The following is a 16,853-nucleotide window of genomic DNA, read 5'->3' as shown; positions in this document are numbered from 1 at the left end:
CAATGGTTTTGTCTACTTTTCCCGAAAGAAAAGTAGGTCGAACCGAAGGTTAATCCTGAAATTAAAACTTTAATGAAAAGATTCCATTGAGAAAACTAATATTAAACCTTCTGAATAAATAACTCACGATCAAAACGATACTGCGGGAAAAACACCCCATCGGTCGCACGCTCACCTGCACCAATCACCATCACAGGATATTGCTGCTCGTTTAGATTCAAAATTTTGCGAACCAAAGGCTCATCAAAACCTTCCATCATACAACTATCAAAACCATAGGCACGTAAAGCTAGGACAAGGTTTTCACAAGCCAAAGCTGTGGTTTTACTTGCCCAAAGTTTTGTATCTGCTTGGTTAAATGTGGTTACGGGTAGTTGTTTGTCTAAGCTACGTGCGATTTTGAAAGCAACTTTCTTAAAGTTACCTAACGCATTTAAGTAACCTGTTTTATAGTTATAAGGAATAAACTTGTAATATTTGAGTACACTTGCAGGGGCTTCAGGGAAAGGGAACTCTGTAATGTTACGTTTTGCCATTTCATCATTACGGTCAGTACGTGCGACACACACGATCAGTTCTGACGCTGTTTTTGCTGCAAGCTGATTTAGGCAAGCTTTAACCAATAGTTTCTTTTTCGTTGGATTTTGAACCACATAAAAAGTCCAAGGCTGTAAGTTGGATGAATTTGGTGCAAGTAGTGCCAAATCTAAACAGTCATCAAGCACTTCGGCTGGAATGGTCTTATCCGTAAATTTACGAACAGAACGGCGACTTTGAATGACTTTTTTAAAATTCTCAACATCAATGTCTTGTGGCGCGGGCTCAAAATAGCGTTTTTTTCTGTAGTGTTCGACATAAGAAGTATTTCCAGATTGGGTTTTAAAATATGTTGGGACTAAAAGTAAAAAAACCACTGCGTTTTAATAAACGTAGTGGTTTTTTCAGTCAAGTTATAAAGCCTTAATTGAACTGGGAAAAATCAGGTTTACGTTTTTGCATAAATGCTGCTACAGCTTCCATCATTTCAGGCGAACCAACGCGATCCATAAAAATTTCAGCTTCATGATCAATCCAAGCTACAATTTCATTCACATTATGTTTCATCAGGCCTTTAGACTTAACCAAGGATGCTAAAGGTAAAGCAGACAATTGTGCTGCTTTTTTAGCTGCTACTGCATATACATCATCTTCAATACTGTTCACAATATTTGCAGCAACTGCAGTTGCACTGTCAAATTTCTGAGCAGTCAGCAATAATTCCGCAGCTTTGTGGTAACCCGCTTGTTCAACCAATAATTTGCTCGAAGCTCCTTCAGGTGATAAGCCAAGGCTGACAAATGGAATTTGGAATAGGGCAGTGTTGTCGCTATACACCAAGTCACAATGTAATAAGATCGTTACTCCAATACCAATCGCCACGCCACGTACAGCAGCAATCAATGGTTTAGAAAACTTCGCTGCAGATTTGAGTAAAATAAATGGAGGGCCTTCAGATGCAGGTGCTTGGCCTTTTTGCGCCGCAGATTTCATAAAGTCTTGCATGTCGTTGCCTGCGGTAAAGTCTGCATCTTCACCACGTAGAATCACGGTACGAACGCTATTGTCCTGATCTGCTTCATCTAAAGCTTTTGCAATCCACAAATAAAGTTCGCTATACAATGCATTTTTTGCTTCAGGACGATTAATGGCTAATGTCAGTACACCATTATCTAATTTTGCATTCAAATGTTGATGAGGTTGTTGAATACAGCTCAGTGTCATCGTACTATCCTTGCTTGAAAGTCTGATTTAATTTTATGGGTTCATTATGTCGCATAATTTTATGATCGACATAACTGACCAGTTCATAAAAAAGTAAAAGATTTATGCCATATACATTTGATTATCTCGTATTCATTGGTCGTTTCCAGCCATTTCACTTGGCACATATGCAAACCATCAAGATTGCTTTGGAACAAAGTCAAAATGTCATTTTGGCTTTAGGCTCTGCGCAAAATGAACGAAATACGAAAAATCCATTCTTAGCGGCTGAACGTGAAGAAATGATTTTATCTAACTTTTCAGAAGCGCATCAAAAACGGATTCACTTTGTACATGTAATTGACGTTTATAATGATGTTAAATGGGTGCAACTGGTAAAGAAATTAGTGAATCATGTAGTCACACCTGATGCTAAAGTTGGACTCATTGGCCATTTTAAAGACGATTCATCATATTATTTACAGCTTTTTCCAGAGTGGGAAATGGTAGAACTCGATAGCCTGCAAGATGCGATGTCTGCTACACCTGTTCGTGAAGCTTACTATCGTGGGGAAATTTTAGAACAAGCGTTTCCTTTAGGGACGAGTGATTTTTTACATAAATTCCAACAAAGTGAAATTTATAAACAGTTGCAACACAAATTTTTAACTCAGGACACATCCAATTTAGACTAAGGTTCTCAGTCGAATAAAAATATTTCGACGAGGACCAACTGCAATGGATAGAAAACAACAGACGATATCTAATACTGTCATTAAAAATACCTTGATGATTGCAGGTGTTATATTTGCCTGTAGTACACACGCGCAAGCTCAAGCTTGGACGTTGACACCACAAAGCAATGTAGGCTTTGAAATTAAATCCTTAGGTGTGACTGTAGTAAAAGCCAAGTTCAATCGTGTGCAATCCAGCATGCAGTTTGATGCTAAAGCACCACAGCATGCTTCGACAAATTTTGTTATGGATGTAAATAGCCTAAGCTTGAGCAAGCCTTCATTGAAAAATATGATTTTGGGTGAAGATTTGTTTTATGCATCCAAATACAAAACAGCCACGTTCAAAAGCACCAGTTTTAAAGATTTGGGTGGGGGGAAATATAATATTGCTGGGAATTTAACACTTCGCGGCATCACCAAACCTGTCACATTTAGTACCACGCTAAAACCGAGTGCAAATACTGCTAATTTGTTGGACGTTCAATCATCAGCCATGATTAACCGCAGTGATTTCGGTATGAAAAAAGCGATTGGTGGTGTAGGTGAAAAAGTGAATATTCAACTGTCAGGCCAGTGGAAAGTGCAATAGCTTGCGTGGCTTAGAATTCTGAGTTAACTTTTTGCTCATTCATCTCTGCGTGTGCTTTTTTCACCAAGATATCTGTCAGCACATTTAATTGCACCGACTGCTGTTTCCAATGGTGCCAATACAAAGGTTGATCAATATTGAGCTGAGGATCCACTTCAACCAATGAGCCTTCTTCCAAACAAGACTTGGCTTGATAGTAAGGTAACCAGCCATAGCCGAGTCCTAAGGTAATCGCATCAAAAAATGCACTGGAAGATGGAATAAAGTGATGCGGATATTGAGTTGGATTAAGTCCGAATTTTTGTTGGATATAGGCCGTATGGAGCACATCTTTTGCATTAAAGATTAGGGCTGGAGCAGCACGTAATGATTCTCGGTTTACACCTTGGTTAAACCATTGCTGTGTAAAAGTAGGTGTTGCAACAAAACGGTAGTTCATATCCCCAAGATATTCGGCCACGCAGCCTTTCATGGCTTGAGATTCATCCGTCACGCAGGCATTCACTAAACCAGCTTCAAGTAAATGGTGAGTTTGTGATTGGTCATCGACCTGAAAATGTACCACAATCTTTTCATCAATCAATGTTGGCTGTAACACGGGTAAAAGCCATGTGGCTAAAGAGTCGGCATTGGTTGCAATGTTGATCTGATAAAAAGCAGAGGTGTTTATATGACCAGTAAGGTTCTGAATGAAGCTTTGCTCTAGCAGACGACTATGCTGCAAGTAATGTAACAGCGATTGTCCAGCTTGGGTGGGACGGCAGGGTCTTTCTCGTACAATCAATAAATGTCCCAAACTTTTTTCTAGGCTTTGTACACGTAAAGTGACGGCAGAAGCGGTAATGCATAAGTGTTCGGCAGCAAGGTCAAAACTTCCTGTTTCTGCTACTGCTAAAAATGCATCACACTGTTTATGATTGAGCATAATCGAGACTCACTTAAAACTAAAAATATTTTAGTTATATTGATATTTTCTAAATAATACTTAATTTAATCAAAAATGAAAGATAATCCTGACATTATCAATTAAGTTGAAAAGTCAAAATGTTAAGTACATATATGCAAGGGCTTGCAGTCGGGATGAGTCTTATTATTGCTATTGGTGCGCAAAATGCATTTGTGCTGAAACAAGGCCTCAAAAAGCAGTTTGTTTTTTGGGTATGTTTTGTTTGTGCATTATCAGATTCGATTTTAATTGTATTGGGTGTATCTGGCTTTTCAAAAGTGCTTCAGCACTATCCTGAAATTATTCAGTTTGCCAAATGGGCAGGGGCGCTTTTTTTATTTTGTTATGGATTTCAACATTTACTACGGGCCTTCAAATCACAGCAGGGCTTGGAAGCAAGTGCCATTGAAAAGCATCAGCTGTTAAATATTATTTTGCTGTGTTTAGCGCTGACTTGGCTTAATCCGCATGTGTACTTAGATACAGTTATTTTACTGGGTTCAATTTCAACACAGTTTGAGCAACCTGCGTACTTTGCCCTAGGGGCAGTGTGTGCGTCTTGGTTATTCTTTTTTGCTTTGGGCTATGGTGCTCGTATGCTTACTCCCATTTTTTCAAATCCGAAAGCGTGGAATGTCCTCGATGCGATCATTGCACTGGTGATGTGGGGGATCGCTATTTCACTGCTTGTGAAATAAAAAGCATGTACAATAAAATCTATGAAATAAAAAAATCACACAGAACAAAGCCCGCATCTGCGGGCTGATGTGAATTAAGCTTGTAATGCTTTTAAGTCTTCTAAAACTTGTTCCGCATGCCCCGCGGCTTTCACCTTACGATATTCTTTCACCAGTTTGCCGTTATGAAAAATAAACGTTGAGCGCTCAATGCCCATCACTTTTTTACCATACATATTTTTTTCTTTAATCACATCAAAGTGTTTACACAGCACTTCTTCTTTGTCGCTAATTAAATTAATGGTTAAAGCCTGCTTTTCTGTAAAATTCTGATGCGCTTTAACCGAGTCACGTGAAATACCAATAATTGTGGTTTGCAGGGCATCAAACTGATCTTTTAAACATGAAAAACCAACGGCTTGAGTTGTGCAACCAGGTGTTGAATCTTTCGGGTAAAAATACACAATCAGCCATTCAGTCGGTACTTCAGTTAAGTTTACGTTGCCTGTTGTCGCTGGAAAGTTCTGATTTGGAAGTTGGATCGTATCAGTCATGTTCTATCCTTAAATGTCGCGCTGTTCTAATTCAAGTGGTAAAAAGGCATAATTTTCGTGATACAGAATATCACCTTTAACGACTGAAAGTGGATGTTTGAAAATTGGGCCATCAATCACCGTGGTGTGGAATTCACCCGCTTCGCCGCAAGGGTCAATGCCTCTTGCAACCAATGCATCAATATATTTAAGGCTAAGCGCTTGACCTAAATCCTCAATTTTCATCCCTAAATTTAAGTTGACTGTAACGATGATACTTTGAAAACCGAGTCGAATAAACTCATGCACAATGTCTAAACGTGGGCGTTGCCACAGTGGTATACATAAACTGAGCTCAGTTTTATCGCAAACGGATTGATTCCATTCGGCATGTGCCATTAAATCAATATCACCTGTGACTAAGGTTTCTGCACCTAAACTTTGAGCTTTTTGTAGCAGTTGAATGAACTGGTTCTCATAGTCTTGCCACGTTGCAGAGGCACTGTAGATGGGAAGCCCAATTGCTTTTGCCTGCGCATGAATAATATCGAGTGACATCCCGTGTGAGCGTGACTTTTGGCCTTGCTCTTCTAACATGACAATCAATGCAATAGCTTCACCCATTTGTATGGCTTTGTATAAAGCCAGACTACTGTCTTTACCACCACTGTAAGAAGCAACAAATTTGCGGTCTTGTACGTTTGTATTCCATTCAACAAGCATATTTAAATATTCTATCTTTTGAAGCATATAAAAAAGCCTGCATAGAGCAGGCTTCATTCACATATTGTGAATTATTTTTTCGGAGCAGCTTTCATTGCTTCTTCAGTTAAAGACTTTAATTTGCCTGTTAACTGTGGACCGAAACATGTTTGAAGGTCTTTATTTTGTTTTTGTACAAAAGCTAAAGTAGATGGGCTTTTCTTTTGATTAATTGCACTTTGGATTTCCCATTTTTGTGCATTGGTCAATTTACCATCTGCTTCAACTGCACAAGTACAGTATTTGCTTACTTCCGCTGCGCTAAGCTTTTTGCTTTTCCCAGTTTCTTCTTTACAAACATTGATCAATGCAGATTTTACATTGGTGCTTTTATACGCTTCTTGTAGTTTGTTCGATTCAGCAGCATGTGAAGCTGTTGCGAACAATGCAGCTGCAGACACCAATGTAGAAAGCAAAATGTTTGATTTTAAATTTTTCATAAACTGTACCTTGTTATTACGGTATATAACGTGTCGGATCTTCTACGCCAGCATCTGCAAAACCTTCTTTACGAAGACGGCAACTGTCGCATTTCCCACATGCACGTCCTTGGTCATCTGCTTGGTAGCAAGACACCGTTTGACTATAGTCTACGCCATGTTCTATACCTAAGCGAATGATATTTGCTTTGGATAAATGTAACAGAGGTGTTTCAAATTTAAGAGGTTTTCCTTCAACGCCAACCTTGGTTGCAAGGCGAGCCATATTGGCAAATGCCTCAATAAATTCAGGGCGACAGTCTGGATACCCTGAATAATCAACAGCATTAATACCAATCACAATGGCTTCAGCATCTAAAACTTCTGCTGCTGCTAATGCATAAGACAAGAAAATTGTGTTACGTGCTGGAACATAAGTTACAGGAATACCGACTTGTTCATGATCTGGAACATCAATGCTATGGTCTGTTAACGCAGAACCGCCTAAATTACCTAAGTCGATATTAATAACACGATGTTCTACACCTGCTTTTTTCGTCAGTTCACGTGCAGCGTCCAGCTCGGTAGTTGAGCGTTGACCATACATAAAGCTGAGCGCTGTACAGTCATACTGTGCTTGCGCCCATGCTAAACAAGTTGTTGAGTCTAAACCGCCAGATAACAAAACTATGGCACGAGGGCGCATACAAATTTCTCCAAATATAAATTAAAGATGAATAGGCAATGCATTAACGACCAGTTTCGTCATTCCAAAGCAACTTGTGGAGTTGGAGTTGGAAGCAAACAGGGAGATGGTCTTCTAATATCCATTGCGCTAAGTCACGCGCAAGTTGAGGTAAACGAGCAGCACCTTTCTCAACTGCAAAAGCAGGAGAGAACCATACTGTGCTGACTTTTTCATTGAGTTTATAGTCTTCAACTTGCTGTTTTGACCATTCATAATCCTCACGGTTACAAATCACAAACTTGATTTGGTCGTGTTGGGTTAGATGGTCCAGATTCGAAAGCAAATTTCGTGCAACTTCACCTGAAGTTGGGGTTTTTAAATCTAATACTTTTGAAACACGTGGGTCAACCTTAGACACATCTAAAGCACCACTGGTCTCTAAAGAAACTTCACAGCCAAGATCTGCAAGACGTTGCATTAGAGGCAAGGCATTGGGCTGTGCAAGGGGTTCACCACCTGTCACGCAGACATAAGGGGTTTTAAAACCAAGCGTGGTTTGAATAATCTGATCTAAAGATTGGCGCTCACCACCTTCAAATGAATAAGTGGTATCACAATAGGTACAACGAAGCGGGCAACCTGTTAAACGAATAAAAACTGTTGGAAGTCCAGAGGTATTGGCTTCGCCTTGCAAAGAATAAAAGATCTCCGTGATACGTAGACCCGCAGAAGGGTCAGAAACAGGGATAGCAGAAGATCGAAGCGTATTCATAGCAAAATTAAACCACAGGTTAGAAAAACAAAAATCTCTACGGCTAGTCTTAACCGTAGAGATGAGGAACTTTAGCTCCGCAACAAGATGAATAAAAGTTTATTCGTCGCGTAATAAATCGTTCAAGCTCGTTTTAGAACGCGTTTGCGCATCTACTTTTTTCACGATGATTGCAGCATATAGACTGTAAGTACCGCACTTAGAAGGTAAGCTACCTGCAACGACAACAGAACCTGCTGGTACACGGCCGTAGTGAATTTCGCCAGTTGCACGGTCATAAATCTTAGTCGATTGACCAATGAATACGCCCATAGAAATCACAGAACCTTCTTCTACAATCACACCTTCTACAATTTCAGAACGTGCGCCGATGAAGCAGTTGTCTTCAATAATTGTTGGGTTCGCTTGAAGTGGCTCAAGAACACCACCAATACCTACACCACCAGATAAGTGAACGTTTTTACCAATTTGAGCACATGAACCAACAGTTGCCCATGTGTCAACCATTGTACCTTCATCTACATAAGCACCAATGTTCACATAAGAAGGCATTAACACTACGTTTTTCGCTTGGAAAGAACCTTTACGCGCAACTGCTGGCGGAACAACACGAACGCCTGCTGTTTTAAATTGTTCTTCAGTCCAACCTGTAAATTTAGTATCTACTTTGTCGTAGAATTGAAGGTCACATGACTCAATTGGTTTGTTGTCATTTAGTTTGAATGATAAAAGCACGGCTTTTTTCACCCATTGATGAACAACCCACTCGCCATCAATTTTTTCAGCAACACGTAATGTCCCGTTATCTAAACCAGCAATGACTTCTTCAACTGCTGCACGAACTTCAGCAGAACAGTCCGCTGCTGTAAAATTCGCACGGTCTTCAAACGCTTGTTCAATAATTGTTGAAAGCTGAGACATGATCTTCCTTCCAGAAAAAAAATTTTCCTGATTTTACACTAAATTGTGCGGAGAATAGATGAAAAAACAGCATAGGATCGGAAATAATAATGAATGATTGGGAATAAGGCACTTAAGCTAGTTGGGTTTGAAAAATTAAGTAAATAAATGTTATTTACAACAACAATAAAGCTTAAAATGTATCAAAAAATAACAAAAACTGAGCAAATCTCGAATAAAAAACAGTCTGGGGCTGTTTTAAGATGGGCTCATCAAAAAATGGTAAATGATGTAAAAAATCTTTATTTTTTAGAGGAGAAAAACATGAAATCATTACGTTTAATTGCAATCGCAACTGCAATGTCAGCGGTTGCAGGTACAGCTTTTGCTGATGATGCTGTCGTAAAAGATGGCTATGCTTTTGACCAAAATAAACTCATTCCTACAGGCGTCCGTGCTGAAGTGGGTACAACAGGCTACGGCGGTGCTTTATTGTGGACAGCAAACCCATACGTGGGTTTAGCTTTAGGTTATAACGGTGGTGATATTTCATGGTCTGATGATTTGTCTATCGACGGCACAAAATACGACATGGATATGGATAACAGCCTTGCATATTTAAATGCTGAAATTCGTCCGTGGGGTGCAAGTACAAACCGATGGGCTCAAGGCGTATATGTTGCTGCTGGTGTAGGTTATATTGATAATGATTATGCCTTAACCAAACGTCTGAACAACTCAAACGATACAATTAAGATTGATGGTCAGAATTTTTATGCGCCATCAGGTAGTGGTTCTGTAGATGGTTCTTTATCATATAAAAATGATATTGCTCCATATCTAGGTTTTGGTTTAGCTCCTAAGATTAATCAAAACTGGGGTGTATTTGGTGAAGTTGGTGCTTACTACACTGGTAATCCATCTGTGGATTTGAACTCGACTGGTTTGGTTGAAGTGGGTGGTTCGACTTCAGGTCAAACAGCTGCAGATAATGAAGCACGCAAGATTGCCAATGATGATAAATATAAATGGCTTCCAGTTGCAAAATTGGGTGTCAGTTACCACTGGTAATTCAAGACATAAAAAAACGAGCCAAGGCTCGTTTTTTTATGTCTAGTTATTTTGTCTCATTTTAAAAATGATGGGCAAAACGAATACCAAAGGCCCATGCATCATTATCATTGAGTGCTGAAAGCCCTGTTATACTTTCAAATGGATTTGAATCATTGGGCGCTTTTGGGGTATCGAAATGAAAATAATAAAGACCCATTGCAATATTCAATTCAGGTCGCAATTTGTACATGCCGGCAAGCCCAATTCCTTTATAGCCATCACTTGGATTAAGCGTAGATGCAGGGTTATTGGTACCAGAGTCCCACAGTAACTCTAATGCACTGATCCATTTCTCATTCCATAAATGTGCAAGCCCAAGTTTTGTAGACCATTGATCTTCTTTATAGCTAATCAGTTTGATATCTTTTACTTCCGGGTAGAATATTGCAGCATAATCAATGACAGCTTCAAATTTGGGGGGATGAATGACGAATTCTTCCCAATTGACCCATCTCACACTACCGTACAAAAGATTCTGATAGGGTAGCCCTGTCATAAAATCAAAATTGACTGATTGGGGCGTTTTTATATGTGTTGTATTGGGGGTGCTAACACCAATTTCGATAGACTCGGTTGTGCTGAGTTGATGTTTGATGGGGGAGCGATAAGTCAAAGATGTTCTAAAATGATACTCTGGCATCTGATAACTTATACCTGCTAACCAGCCCAGACCCTCATCTTTTTTAAAATCGGCATCATAACCATCAAACACAGAATATGTTTTGCCTTTCATGTTTAAAGAACCTTCAAGACTTTGATAGCTTAGTCCTCCATAAACATCCCAATTGGGCGTGATTTGATAGCCTAAAAGTGTAGTTAGGTTATGGCTCTTAAAATTTATACTGGCTGCTTCGATTTCATGTTTTTCTCCATAGATGATTGGACGGTAACGATAGTCGATATCTACAGCAAAAGGTTGGTCATAAATGATTGCAAATTTGACTTGAGGGTTGAGTTCTAATTTTAATGCAGCCCCCATCATTACTTGTTTATTACTAAAATTTCCTGTTGAAAAGTCAGTTACACCAAATTGTTGTAATGCCTCACTATGCTGAACTTGGCCAGAAACTTGTGGCTGGATGTAGGCAAGAGAAAACTCAGCATAATTTTTAGGTTCAAAAAAAGGTTGTATGGTTTGACCTGACAGTTCAAAAGCAGCAGCAAAGCATAATTTTGAGGAATATAAACAGAGTAAAGGGAAGCTCAATAGTTTCTTTTTCATTGTTTGAGCTCATTAGTTTTTTTATCAAGCGATTAAATCATATACTATATTTACTTGAAATGTACGCGTTTAGCGGAAAAAAAGAGGCTCGTTAGCCTCTTTTTGAAAGTATTAATAAATTAGTCTTCTGGATAAGCGACTCTTTTCAGTGCTTTAATATCCGCATCTGGTGAGCAGAGTGAAATAAATTCATAGCCATAACCACGTAGTAAGTGACCTTTACGCACGGCAATCCATGTCGTGTTGAGACCAAAAATATCGGTTGGGATTTGTTTTAAACGATAGTCGCGTTCAACATCATAGGCTACATTATTGACAATACCAACGCCCATGTTGAGTTCGACATAGGTTTTAATGACATCGGCATCTAGAGCAGACATGACGATGTCAACATCTACACCAGCATCTTCAAAAGCTTTGTCAATTTTTGAACGGCCTGTAAAACCACCATGATAAGTAATCAGTGGATATTCCGCCAAGTCTACAATACTAATATTTTGTTTTCTTGCCAGTGGATGGTTTTGTGGGGTAATAATACTGTGCTGCCAATTATAGAATGGTACGCTGGCCAGATTATCTTCTGCGGTGAGTGATTCAGTCGCAATACCAATGTCGGCTTCGCCTTGAAGAAGCATCTCAGTAATTTCTACAGGGCTCGCTTGTTGCAAAATGAGATGAACTTTTGGAAACTCTTTTTTAAATTGATTAACATTAGGCGGCAATACATAACGTGCTTGTGTATGCGTTGTTGCAATTGTTAATGTTCCTTCATCGACACGATTAAAATCATCTGCAAGACGTTTAATATTATCGGCATCGACCAACATACGTTCAACAATACCCAGTAGGGCTTGACCAGGTTCGGTTAAACCGAGTAAGCGTTTTCCTTTACGAATAAACAGCTGAACGCCTAGTTCATCTTCTAGGTCTTTAATATGCTTACTGACACCTGACTGAGAGGTGTACAGTGCGGCAGAGGCTTCGGTAAGGTTGAAATTTTGTCTCACCGTTTCCCGAATAATTCTAAGTTGTTGAAAGTTCATATTTTGGATCTCTTTTATCATGAAGCAGGCATTCAACATGCCCCTTCATCTTGGTTTTAAGCCGCAGGTTTTGCAAATAAATGTAAGTTAGAAGGGCTTAACCATACCGTTTGGTTCGGTCTAAATTGGTGTAATCTTGCTTCTTCTGCCGTGAGTGATATTTCAATCAGTTTACCTTGGCGGTCATGTAATTCAGCAACTACTTTTCCTGCAATCCATAATTCACGAACAAAGGTTGCTTGAATGGCATTGTCTTGAGGCTGTGCATGGATACGTAATTCATCTGGACGGGCAAAGGCGATGACTTCACCAGATGGTGCATTGCGTAAACTGTCTAATTGAATACGGTCTTCACCAATCTGGATTGTACCTGCATTATTTTGTCCTTCGAAACGGTTTGCTTGACCAAGGAAATCGAATACAAACGGTGTTGCAGGCTTTTCATACACTTCACGTGGTGATCCAATTTGTTCGACATTACCTTTGTTCATTACGATGATTTGGTCTGCAACCTCAAGTGCTTCTTCTTGGTCATGGGTGACAAAGATGGAAGTAATATGTAATTCATCATGCAGTGTACGTAGCCAACGACGGAGCTCTTTACGTACTTTGGCATCTAGTGCTCCAAAAGGTTCATCCAGTAATAGTACACGTGGTTCAACGGCCAAAGCACGTGCCAACGCAATACGTTGACGTTGACCGCCTGAGAGTTGCGCAGGGTAGCGATCTGCCAAAAAGCCCAATTGGACTAGATCCAGCAAACGTGTGACACGTTTTTTAATTTCAGCTTCAGAAGGACGTGTTGAACGTGGTCGTACACGAAGGCCAAAAGCAATATTTTCAAATACAGTCATATGGCGGAACAATGCGTAGTGCTGAAATACAAAACCGACTTCACGTTCACGTACGTGGACATTGGTCGCATCTTCACCTTCTAAGATGACTTGACCGCCATCTGCAGACTCAAGCCCCGCAATGATGCGGAGTAGAGTGGTTTTACCACAGCCTGATGGGCCAAGTAACGCAACCAATTGACCATCAGGAAAATCGAGGGAAATGTTATTCAGCGCATGGAATGCACCAAAGTGTTTTTCAATATTTTTAACTTGAATACTCATGAGGTCATTCCTTTAAACGGTTGAATCATTTTGTTTGTTTTGCTTTTCTTGGCGTAGCTCAACCCATGTTTTTAAAACAAGCGTTACAATCGCTAATAGCGCCAACAGTGAAGACACAGCAAAAGCAGCACTGAAAGTATATTCGTTATAGAGAATCTCAACGTGCAATGGCAAAGTGTTGGTTTCACCACGAATGTGTCCAGAAACAACAGATACCGCACCAAACTCACCCATTGCACGGGCATTACATAGAATGACGCCGTAGATCAGACCCCATTTAATGTTCGGTAAAGTGACTTTCCAGAATGTTTGCCAGCCTGATGCACCAAGGACAATCGCCGCTTCTTCTTCTTCAGTTCCCTGAGCTTCCATTAGAGGAATCAGCTCACGTGCTACAAAAGGAACAGTAATAAAGATCGTTGCCAATACAATGGCAGGAACAGCATAGAGAATCTTGATGTCATGATCCATGAGCCAACCGCCAAACCAACCTTGTGTACCGAAAATCAACACCAGCATTAAACCTGCGATAACAGGTGACACAGAAAAAGGCATATCAATAATCGTGGTTAGGATTGATTTACCACGGAAGTTGAATTTGGCAACACACCATGCTGCTGCAACACCAAATACCACATTTAGTGGAACTGCAATCACAGCAGTTAATAAAGTGAGTTTGACTGCAGATAATGTATCAGGATGAACCAAGGCTTGGGTATAGACGCCCACACCTTGTTTAAAGGCTTCAACAAACACCAAAATCAGCGGTAAGATCAAACAGCTCAGAAAGAACAGCAGAGCAATAGTAATCAGGGTGTAGCGAACCCAAGTGGGTTCACGTGTCGCATCACGCGATTGGAGTTTTTCAGCCAGTGCATTACTGTTGATATTCATCGTGCAGTTCTCCCTGTGCGGCGGCTGGCCCATGCTTGTAACAAGTTAATCAGGAATAAAATAGCGAATGACAGCACTAACATGACGACAGCAATCGTGGTTGCACCTGCATAGTCATATTCTTCTAGACGCGAAATAATCATGAGTGGCGCAATTTCAGTTTTGAAAGGCTGATTGCCTGCAATAAAGATCACCGAGCCGTATTCACCGACCCCACGTGCAAATGCCAAAGCAAAACCCGTGATAAGTGCTGGAAATAAAATCGGAAAAATGACTTTCGTGACAATTTGCAGACGGTTTGCACCCAATGCCGATGCTGCTTCTTCTAACTCAGTTTCCAAGTCGCTCAGTACAGGTTGGACGGTACGAACTACGAAAGGAATACCAATAAAAATAAGGGCTAGAGTAATCCCAATTGGAGTGTATGCCACTTGAATCCCTAAAGGCTCAAGATACTGACCAATCCAGCCTGTAGGCGCATAAAGAGAAGTCAGTGCAATACCTGCAACCGCAGTGGGTAAGGCAAAAGGCAAATCGACCAAAGCATCGACAATACGTTTGCCTGGGAAGCTATAACGAACCAAGCACCATGCTAGTAATAAACCAAAGACCACATTAATAAACGCAGCAATTAATGCAGCACTAAAACTGAGCTGTAGAGATTTTAAGATACGTTCTGAGCTTAAAATTTCCCATAAACCATCCCAACCGATGCCTAAGGATTTAATAAAAACGGCAGACAACGGAATCAAAACAATTAATGACAGATATGCTAGGGTAAAGCCTAGAGAAAGACCAAATCCTGGCAGCACTCGGGATCGCTGCGACATGATTACTCCTCAAAGAGAGAAGACTGACTCAAAAGTGGTCAGCCCAAATAAAACTAAATTTCGGCACAAACATTATTTGCAGTGTTTAAATAGCAAATTTAAATAAATAATTGCTTTCATTGCGGAAATCGACATTTTTTAGTACATTTTCTGAAATCAAAAAATCATAAATTTCAGGAAATGGACCAAAACCTGATGCAACATTGATATGCCCAACTTGACCTAAATTTTTAGGTTTAATTTTCCAAGCTTTAGAAAGTTGCATTGCATCTTCAAAACCTAACCAAGGATCATTTTCACTAATGATCATTTGTGTCGGAACTTGAATTTTAAGGTGGTGAAAGTATTGCTGATAGTCATTTTGACTATCACGTGCAAAACCTAAATCCCCAAAGCGTGCGGGATTAGCTGGTGCAACTAAAACAAGATTTTTAACTTTCTGATTCAGTTCTGGATGCTGAGCTAATGCCGCAACTGTGGTTAAGCATCCAAAGCTATGCGCCACAATTTGGATGGGTTCTGAAACGGACTGCACTGTTTTGACAAATTGTTCAATCCATTCATGGAGTACAGGTTTATTCCAATCCTGTTGCTGTACACGAGAGCACGACTTGAGCTGACGTTGTAACCATGATTGCCAGTGGTCATGTTCACTTCCACCCACGCCCGGTACAATTACAGTATGAATCATGTCGATGCTCCCTTACAGATGTTTACTTGATTCGTTGCTTATTTTGCAGTATTTGCTTTCACGATTTGGTCGTACACACCACCATTTTCAAAGTGTTGTTTTTGTACTTTGGTCCAACCACCAAATTCTTTATCAATGGTCACCAATTTCAACGGTTTGAATGTGGTTGCATATTTTTTCAAGACGCTTGCATTACGTGGGCGATAGAAGTTTTTTGCTGCAATTTCTTGACCCGCTGGCGAATATAAATAGTTCAAATATGCTTTGGCTAAGTTCAGATTGCCGTCTTTTTCTGCATTCTTTTCAACAATAGCAACAGGTGGTTCAGCCAAGATAGACAGTGATGGAGTCACAATTTCAAACTTACCTGGTTGTTCACGAAGTGCTAAATGAGCTTCGTTTTCCCATGCGAGTAAGACGTCTCCAATGCCACGTTCAGCAAAAGTTGTGGTTGCACCACGTGCACCTGAGTCAAGTACTTTGGTATTTTTATAAATTTTACGCACGAATTCTTGTGCCTTGGCATCATTGCCCGCAGGTTGATGCTTTGCCCAAGCCCAAGCGGCTAAATAGTTCCAACGTGCGCCACCAGAAGTTTTTGGGTTTGGTGTGATAATCGCAACATCAGGTTTAACCAAATCACCCCAGTCCTTAATACCTTTAGGGTTACCCTTACGTACGAGGAATACAATTGTTGATGTATACGGGGTCGAGTTATTTGGAAGCTTCTTTTGCCAGTTGGTTGGTAAGAGTTTTGCTTTTTCAGCAATCACGTCAATGTCCGCTGCAAGTGCAAGTGTTACGACATCTGCACCTAAACCATCAATGACTGAACGCGCCTGTTTACCTGAACCACCGTGGGATTGTTTAAAGTTGATGTCTTGTCCAGTACGCTGCTTCCAATATGCCCCAAACTGTTTATTGACATTTTCATACAACTCACGTGTTGGATCATACGAGACATTTAGAAAATCTTTTGCGACTGCGCCAAAAGATGTAACTGAAACTAGCGTTGCTAGTACCCCGATTTTTAACTTCGATAAGCTCATGTGAGACCTCAAATTTTAAGCGTTTTTAAATATGAGCCAAGAATACTGCGAGTCTTATTGCTAAAAAAATAATAAAAAACGAATTTTATATGAATAAAAATGAAAAGAGGTTCTGCGCTGAATTCATTAA

Annotated in this window: 20 protein-coding genes; 4 read left to right on the top strand and 16 right to left on the bottom strand. The window is 40.1% G+C overall.

The window, feature by feature from the left end:
• Nucleotides 1-101: 101 nt before the first annotated feature.
• On the bottom strand, nt 102-806 hold the full coding sequence (locus ACZ8ZH_RS11185; protein WP_470247932.1) for a nitroreductase family protein: 705 nt from the start codon (nt 804-806) through the stop codon (nt 102-104).
• A 154-nt stretch (nt 807-960) separates the two neighbouring features.
• Nucleotides 961-1,761, bottom strand: a complete 801-nt coding sequence (locus ACZ8ZH_RS11180) for an enoyl-CoA hydratase-related protein (protein WP_086208273.1) — start codon at nt 1,759-1,761, stop codon at nt 961-963.
• A 104-nt stretch (nt 1,762-1,865) separates the two neighbouring features.
• On the opposite strand from ACZ8ZH_RS11180, the gene ACZ8ZH_RS11175 reads away from it, so the two are divergent.
• Entirely contained in the window at nt 1,866-2,435 is a 570-nt protein-coding gene (locus tag ACZ8ZH_RS11175; protein WP_119063647.1) for a nicotinate-nicotinamide nucleotide adenylyltransferase, read from the top strand.
• A 43-nt stretch (nt 2,436-2,478) separates the two neighbouring features.
• Nucleotides 2,479-3,066: a YceI family protein gene (locus ACZ8ZH_RS11170; protein WP_086208271.1), complete on the top strand. Its 588-nt coding sequence runs from the start codon at nt 2,479-2,481 to the stop codon at nt 3,064-3,066.
• Between the two features lie 10 nt (nt 3,067-3,076).
• Here ACZ8ZH_RS11170 and ACZ8ZH_RS11165 read toward each other — a convergent pair whose 3' ends face one another.
• On the bottom strand, nt 3,077-3,991 hold the full coding sequence (locus ACZ8ZH_RS11165) for a LysR family transcriptional regulator ArgP (RefSeq protein ID WP_119063646.1): 915 nt from the start codon (nt 3,989-3,991) through the stop codon (nt 3,077-3,079).
• A gap of 119 nt (nt 3,992-4,110) precedes the next feature.
• On the opposite strand from ACZ8ZH_RS11165, the gene ACZ8ZH_RS11160 reads away from it, so the two are divergent.
• Nucleotides 4,111-4,710 (top strand): LysE/ArgO family amino acid transporter, encoded by a 600-nt coding sequence (locus tag ACZ8ZH_RS11160; RefSeq protein ID WP_086208269.1) that lies wholly within the window; start codon nt 4,111-4,113, stop codon nt 4,708-4,710.
• Nucleotides 4,711-4,784: 74 nt separating this feature from the next.
• On the opposite strand, the gene ACZ8ZH_RS11155 is transcribed toward ACZ8ZH_RS11160, so the two are convergent.
• The 6 genes from ACZ8ZH_RS11155 to dapD form a co-directional block, all read right to left on the bottom strand.
• Nucleotides 4,785-5,243: a peroxiredoxin gene (locus tag ACZ8ZH_RS11155; RefSeq protein WP_086208268.1), complete on the bottom strand. Its 459-nt coding sequence runs from the start codon at nt 5,241-5,243 to the stop codon at nt 4,785-4,787.
• 9 nt (nt 5,244-5,252) lie between these two features.
• A complete protein-coding gene (locus ACZ8ZH_RS11150) occupies nt 5,253-5,945 on the bottom strand; it encodes a Dph6-related ATP pyrophosphatase (protein ID WP_119063695.1) in 693 nt (230 codons plus the stop codon).
• Nucleotides 5,946-6,016: 71 nt separating this feature from the next.
• On the bottom strand, nt 6,017-6,424 hold the full coding sequence (locus ACZ8ZH_RS11145; protein ID WP_086208267.1) for a hypothetical protein: 408 nt from the start codon (nt 6,422-6,424) through the stop codon (nt 6,017-6,019).
• A 16-nt stretch (nt 6,425-6,440) separates the two neighbouring features.
• Nucleotides 6,441-7,109, bottom strand: coding sequence for a 7-cyano-7-deazaguanine synthase QueC (gene queC, locus ACZ8ZH_RS11140; RefSeq protein ID WP_086208266.1), 669 nt, complete (start codon nt 7,107-7,109; stop codon nt 6,441-6,443).
• Nucleotides 7,110-7,152: 43 nt separating this feature from the next.
• Nucleotides 7,153-7,863, bottom strand: a complete 711-nt coding sequence (gene queE, locus ACZ8ZH_RS11135) for a 7-carboxy-7-deazaguanine synthase QueE (RefSeq protein ID WP_086208265.1) — start codon at nt 7,861-7,863, stop codon at nt 7,153-7,155.
• Between the two features lie 99 nt (nt 7,864-7,962).
• Entirely contained in the window at nt 7,963-8,784 is an 822-nt protein-coding gene (gene dapD, locus ACZ8ZH_RS11130) for a 2,3,4,5-tetrahydropyridine-2,6-dicarboxylate N-succinyltransferase (protein WP_086208264.1), read from the bottom strand.
• 303 nt (nt 8,785-9,087) lie between these two features.
• Between dapD and carO the strand changes: the two genes are divergently transcribed.
• Nucleotides 9,088-9,834, top strand: coding sequence for an ornithine uptake porin CarO (gene carO, locus ACZ8ZH_RS11125; protein WP_086208870.1), 747 nt, complete (start codon nt 9,088-9,090; stop codon nt 9,832-9,834).
• A 61-nt stretch (nt 9,835-9,895) separates the two neighbouring features.
• Here the strand turns inward: carO and ACZ8ZH_RS11120 are convergent, their stop codons facing one another.
• From ACZ8ZH_RS11120 to ACZ8ZH_RS11090, 7 genes are all read right to left on the bottom strand, one after another.
• Entirely contained in the window at nt 9,896-11,098 is a 1,203-nt protein-coding gene (locus ACZ8ZH_RS11120; protein WP_119063645.1) for an outer membrane protein transport protein, read from the bottom strand.
• A gap of 119 nt (nt 11,099-11,217) precedes the next feature.
• Nucleotides 11,218-12,141 (bottom strand): CysB family HTH-type transcriptional regulator, encoded by a 924-nt coding sequence (locus tag ACZ8ZH_RS11115; protein WP_119063644.1) that lies wholly within the window; start codon nt 12,139-12,141, stop codon nt 11,218-11,220.
• 56 nt (nt 12,142-12,197) lie between these two features.
• Entirely contained in the window at nt 12,198-13,259 is a 1,062-nt protein-coding gene (locus tag ACZ8ZH_RS11110) for a sulfate/molybdate ABC transporter ATP-binding protein (protein ID WP_086210835.1), read from the bottom strand.
• 12 nt (nt 13,260-13,271) lie between these two features.
• Nucleotides 13,272-14,153: a sulfate ABC transporter permease subunit CysW gene (gene cysW, locus ACZ8ZH_RS11105; RefSeq protein ID WP_086210836.1), complete on the bottom strand. Its 882-nt coding sequence runs from the start codon at nt 14,151-14,153 to the stop codon at nt 13,272-13,274.
• The gene (cysT, locus tag ACZ8ZH_RS11100) at nt 14,150-14,983 is read right to left on the bottom strand and encodes a sulfate ABC transporter permease subunit CysT (protein ID WP_110975707.1); all 834 of its coding nucleotides are present in this window, start codon (nt 14,981-14,983) and stop codon (nt 14,150-14,152) included. The genes cysW and cysT overlap by 4 nt, the downstream gene beginning before the upstream one ends.
• Nucleotides 14,984-15,068: 85 nt before the next feature.
• The gene (locus ACZ8ZH_RS11095) at nt 15,069-15,674 is read right to left on the bottom strand and encodes an RBBP9/YdeN family alpha/beta hydrolase (protein ID WP_086210838.1); all 606 of its coding nucleotides are present in this window, start codon (nt 15,672-15,674) and stop codon (nt 15,069-15,071) included.
• Nucleotides 15,675-15,712: 38 nt separating this feature from the next.
• Nucleotides 15,713-16,723, bottom strand: coding sequence for a sulfate ABC transporter substrate-binding protein (locus tag ACZ8ZH_RS11090; protein WP_086210839.1), 1,011 nt, complete (start codon nt 16,721-16,723; stop codon nt 15,713-15,715).
• Between the last annotated feature and the right edge of the window lie 130 nt (nt 16,724-16,853).

This window comes from Acinetobacter sp. SW-226 (assembly GCF_055632855.1).
Note: the sequence above shows the minus strand (reverse complement) of the source record. Positions and strands in the feature narration are given on the sequence as shown.

Excerpts from the sequence above, each read along its gene's own strand:
- ACZ8ZH_RS11180 (WP_086208273.1), bottom strand. The coding sequence starts at position 1,761 with ATGACACTGAGCTGTATTCAACAACCTCATCAACATTTGAATGCAAAA.
- ACZ8ZH_RS11175 (WP_119063647.1), top strand. The coding sequence starts at position 1,866 with ATGCCATATACATTTGATTATCTCGTATTCATTGGTCGTTTCCAGCCA.
- ACZ8ZH_RS11170 (WP_086208271.1), top strand. The coding sequence starts at position 2,479 with ATGGATAGAAAACAACAGACGATATCTAATACTGTCATTAAAAATACC.
- ACZ8ZH_RS11165 (WP_119063646.1), bottom strand. The coding sequence starts at position 3,991 with ATGCTCAATCATAAACAGTGTGATGCATTTTTAGCAGTAGCAGAAACA.
- ACZ8ZH_RS11160 (WP_086208269.1), top strand. The coding sequence starts at position 4,111 with ATGTTAAGTACATATATGCAAGGGCTTGCAGTCGGGATGAGTCTTATT.
- ACZ8ZH_RS11155 (WP_086208268.1), bottom strand. The coding sequence starts at position 5,243 with ATGACTGATACGATCCAACTTCCAAATCAGAACTTTCCAGCGACAACA.
- ACZ8ZH_RS11150 (WP_119063695.1), bottom strand. The coding sequence starts at position 5,945 with ATGCTTGTTGAATGGAATACAAACGTACAAGACCGCAAATTTGTTGCT.
- ACZ8ZH_RS11145 (WP_086208267.1), bottom strand. The coding sequence starts at position 6,424 with ATGAAAAATTTAAAATCAAACATTTTGCTTTCTACATTGGTGTCTGCA.
- queC (WP_086208266.1), bottom strand. The coding sequence starts at position 7,109 with ATGCGCCCTCGTGCCATAGTTTTGTTATCTGGCGGTTTAGACTCAACA.
- queE (WP_086208265.1), bottom strand. The coding sequence starts at position 7,863 with ATGAATACGCTTCGATCTTCTGCTATCCCTGTTTCTGACCCTTCTGCG.
- dapD (WP_086208264.1), bottom strand. The coding sequence starts at position 8,784 with ATGTCTCAGCTTTCAACAATTATTGAACAAGCGTTTGAAGACCGTGCG.
- carO (WP_086208870.1), top strand. The coding sequence starts at position 9,088 with ATGAAATCATTACGTTTAATTGCAATCGCAACTGCAATGTCAGCGGTT.
- ACZ8ZH_RS11120 (WP_119063645.1), bottom strand. The coding sequence starts at position 11,098 with ATGAAAAAGAAACTATTGAGCTTCCCTTTACTCTGTTTATATTCCTCA.
- ACZ8ZH_RS11115 (WP_119063644.1), bottom strand. The coding sequence starts at position 12,141 with ATGAACTTTCAACAACTTAGAATTATTCGGGAAACGGTGAGACAAAAT.
- ACZ8ZH_RS11110 (WP_086210835.1), bottom strand. The coding sequence starts at position 13,259 with ATGAGTATTCAAGTTAAAAATATTGAAAAACACTTTGGTGCATTCCAT.
- cysW (WP_086210836.1), bottom strand. The coding sequence starts at position 14,153 with ATGAATATCAACAGTAATGCACTGGCTGAAAAACTCCAATCGCGTGAT.
- cysT (WP_110975707.1), bottom strand. The coding sequence starts at position 14,983 with ATGTCGCAGCGATCCCGAGTGCTGCCAGGATTTGGTCTTTCTCTAGGC.
- ACZ8ZH_RS11095 (WP_086210838.1), bottom strand. The coding sequence starts at position 15,674 with ATGATTCATACTGTAATTGTACCGGGCGTGGGTGGAAGTGAACATGAC.
- ACZ8ZH_RS11090 (WP_086210839.1), bottom strand. The coding sequence starts at position 16,723 with ATGAGCTTATCGAAGTTAAAAATCGGGGTACTAGCAACGCTAGTTTCA.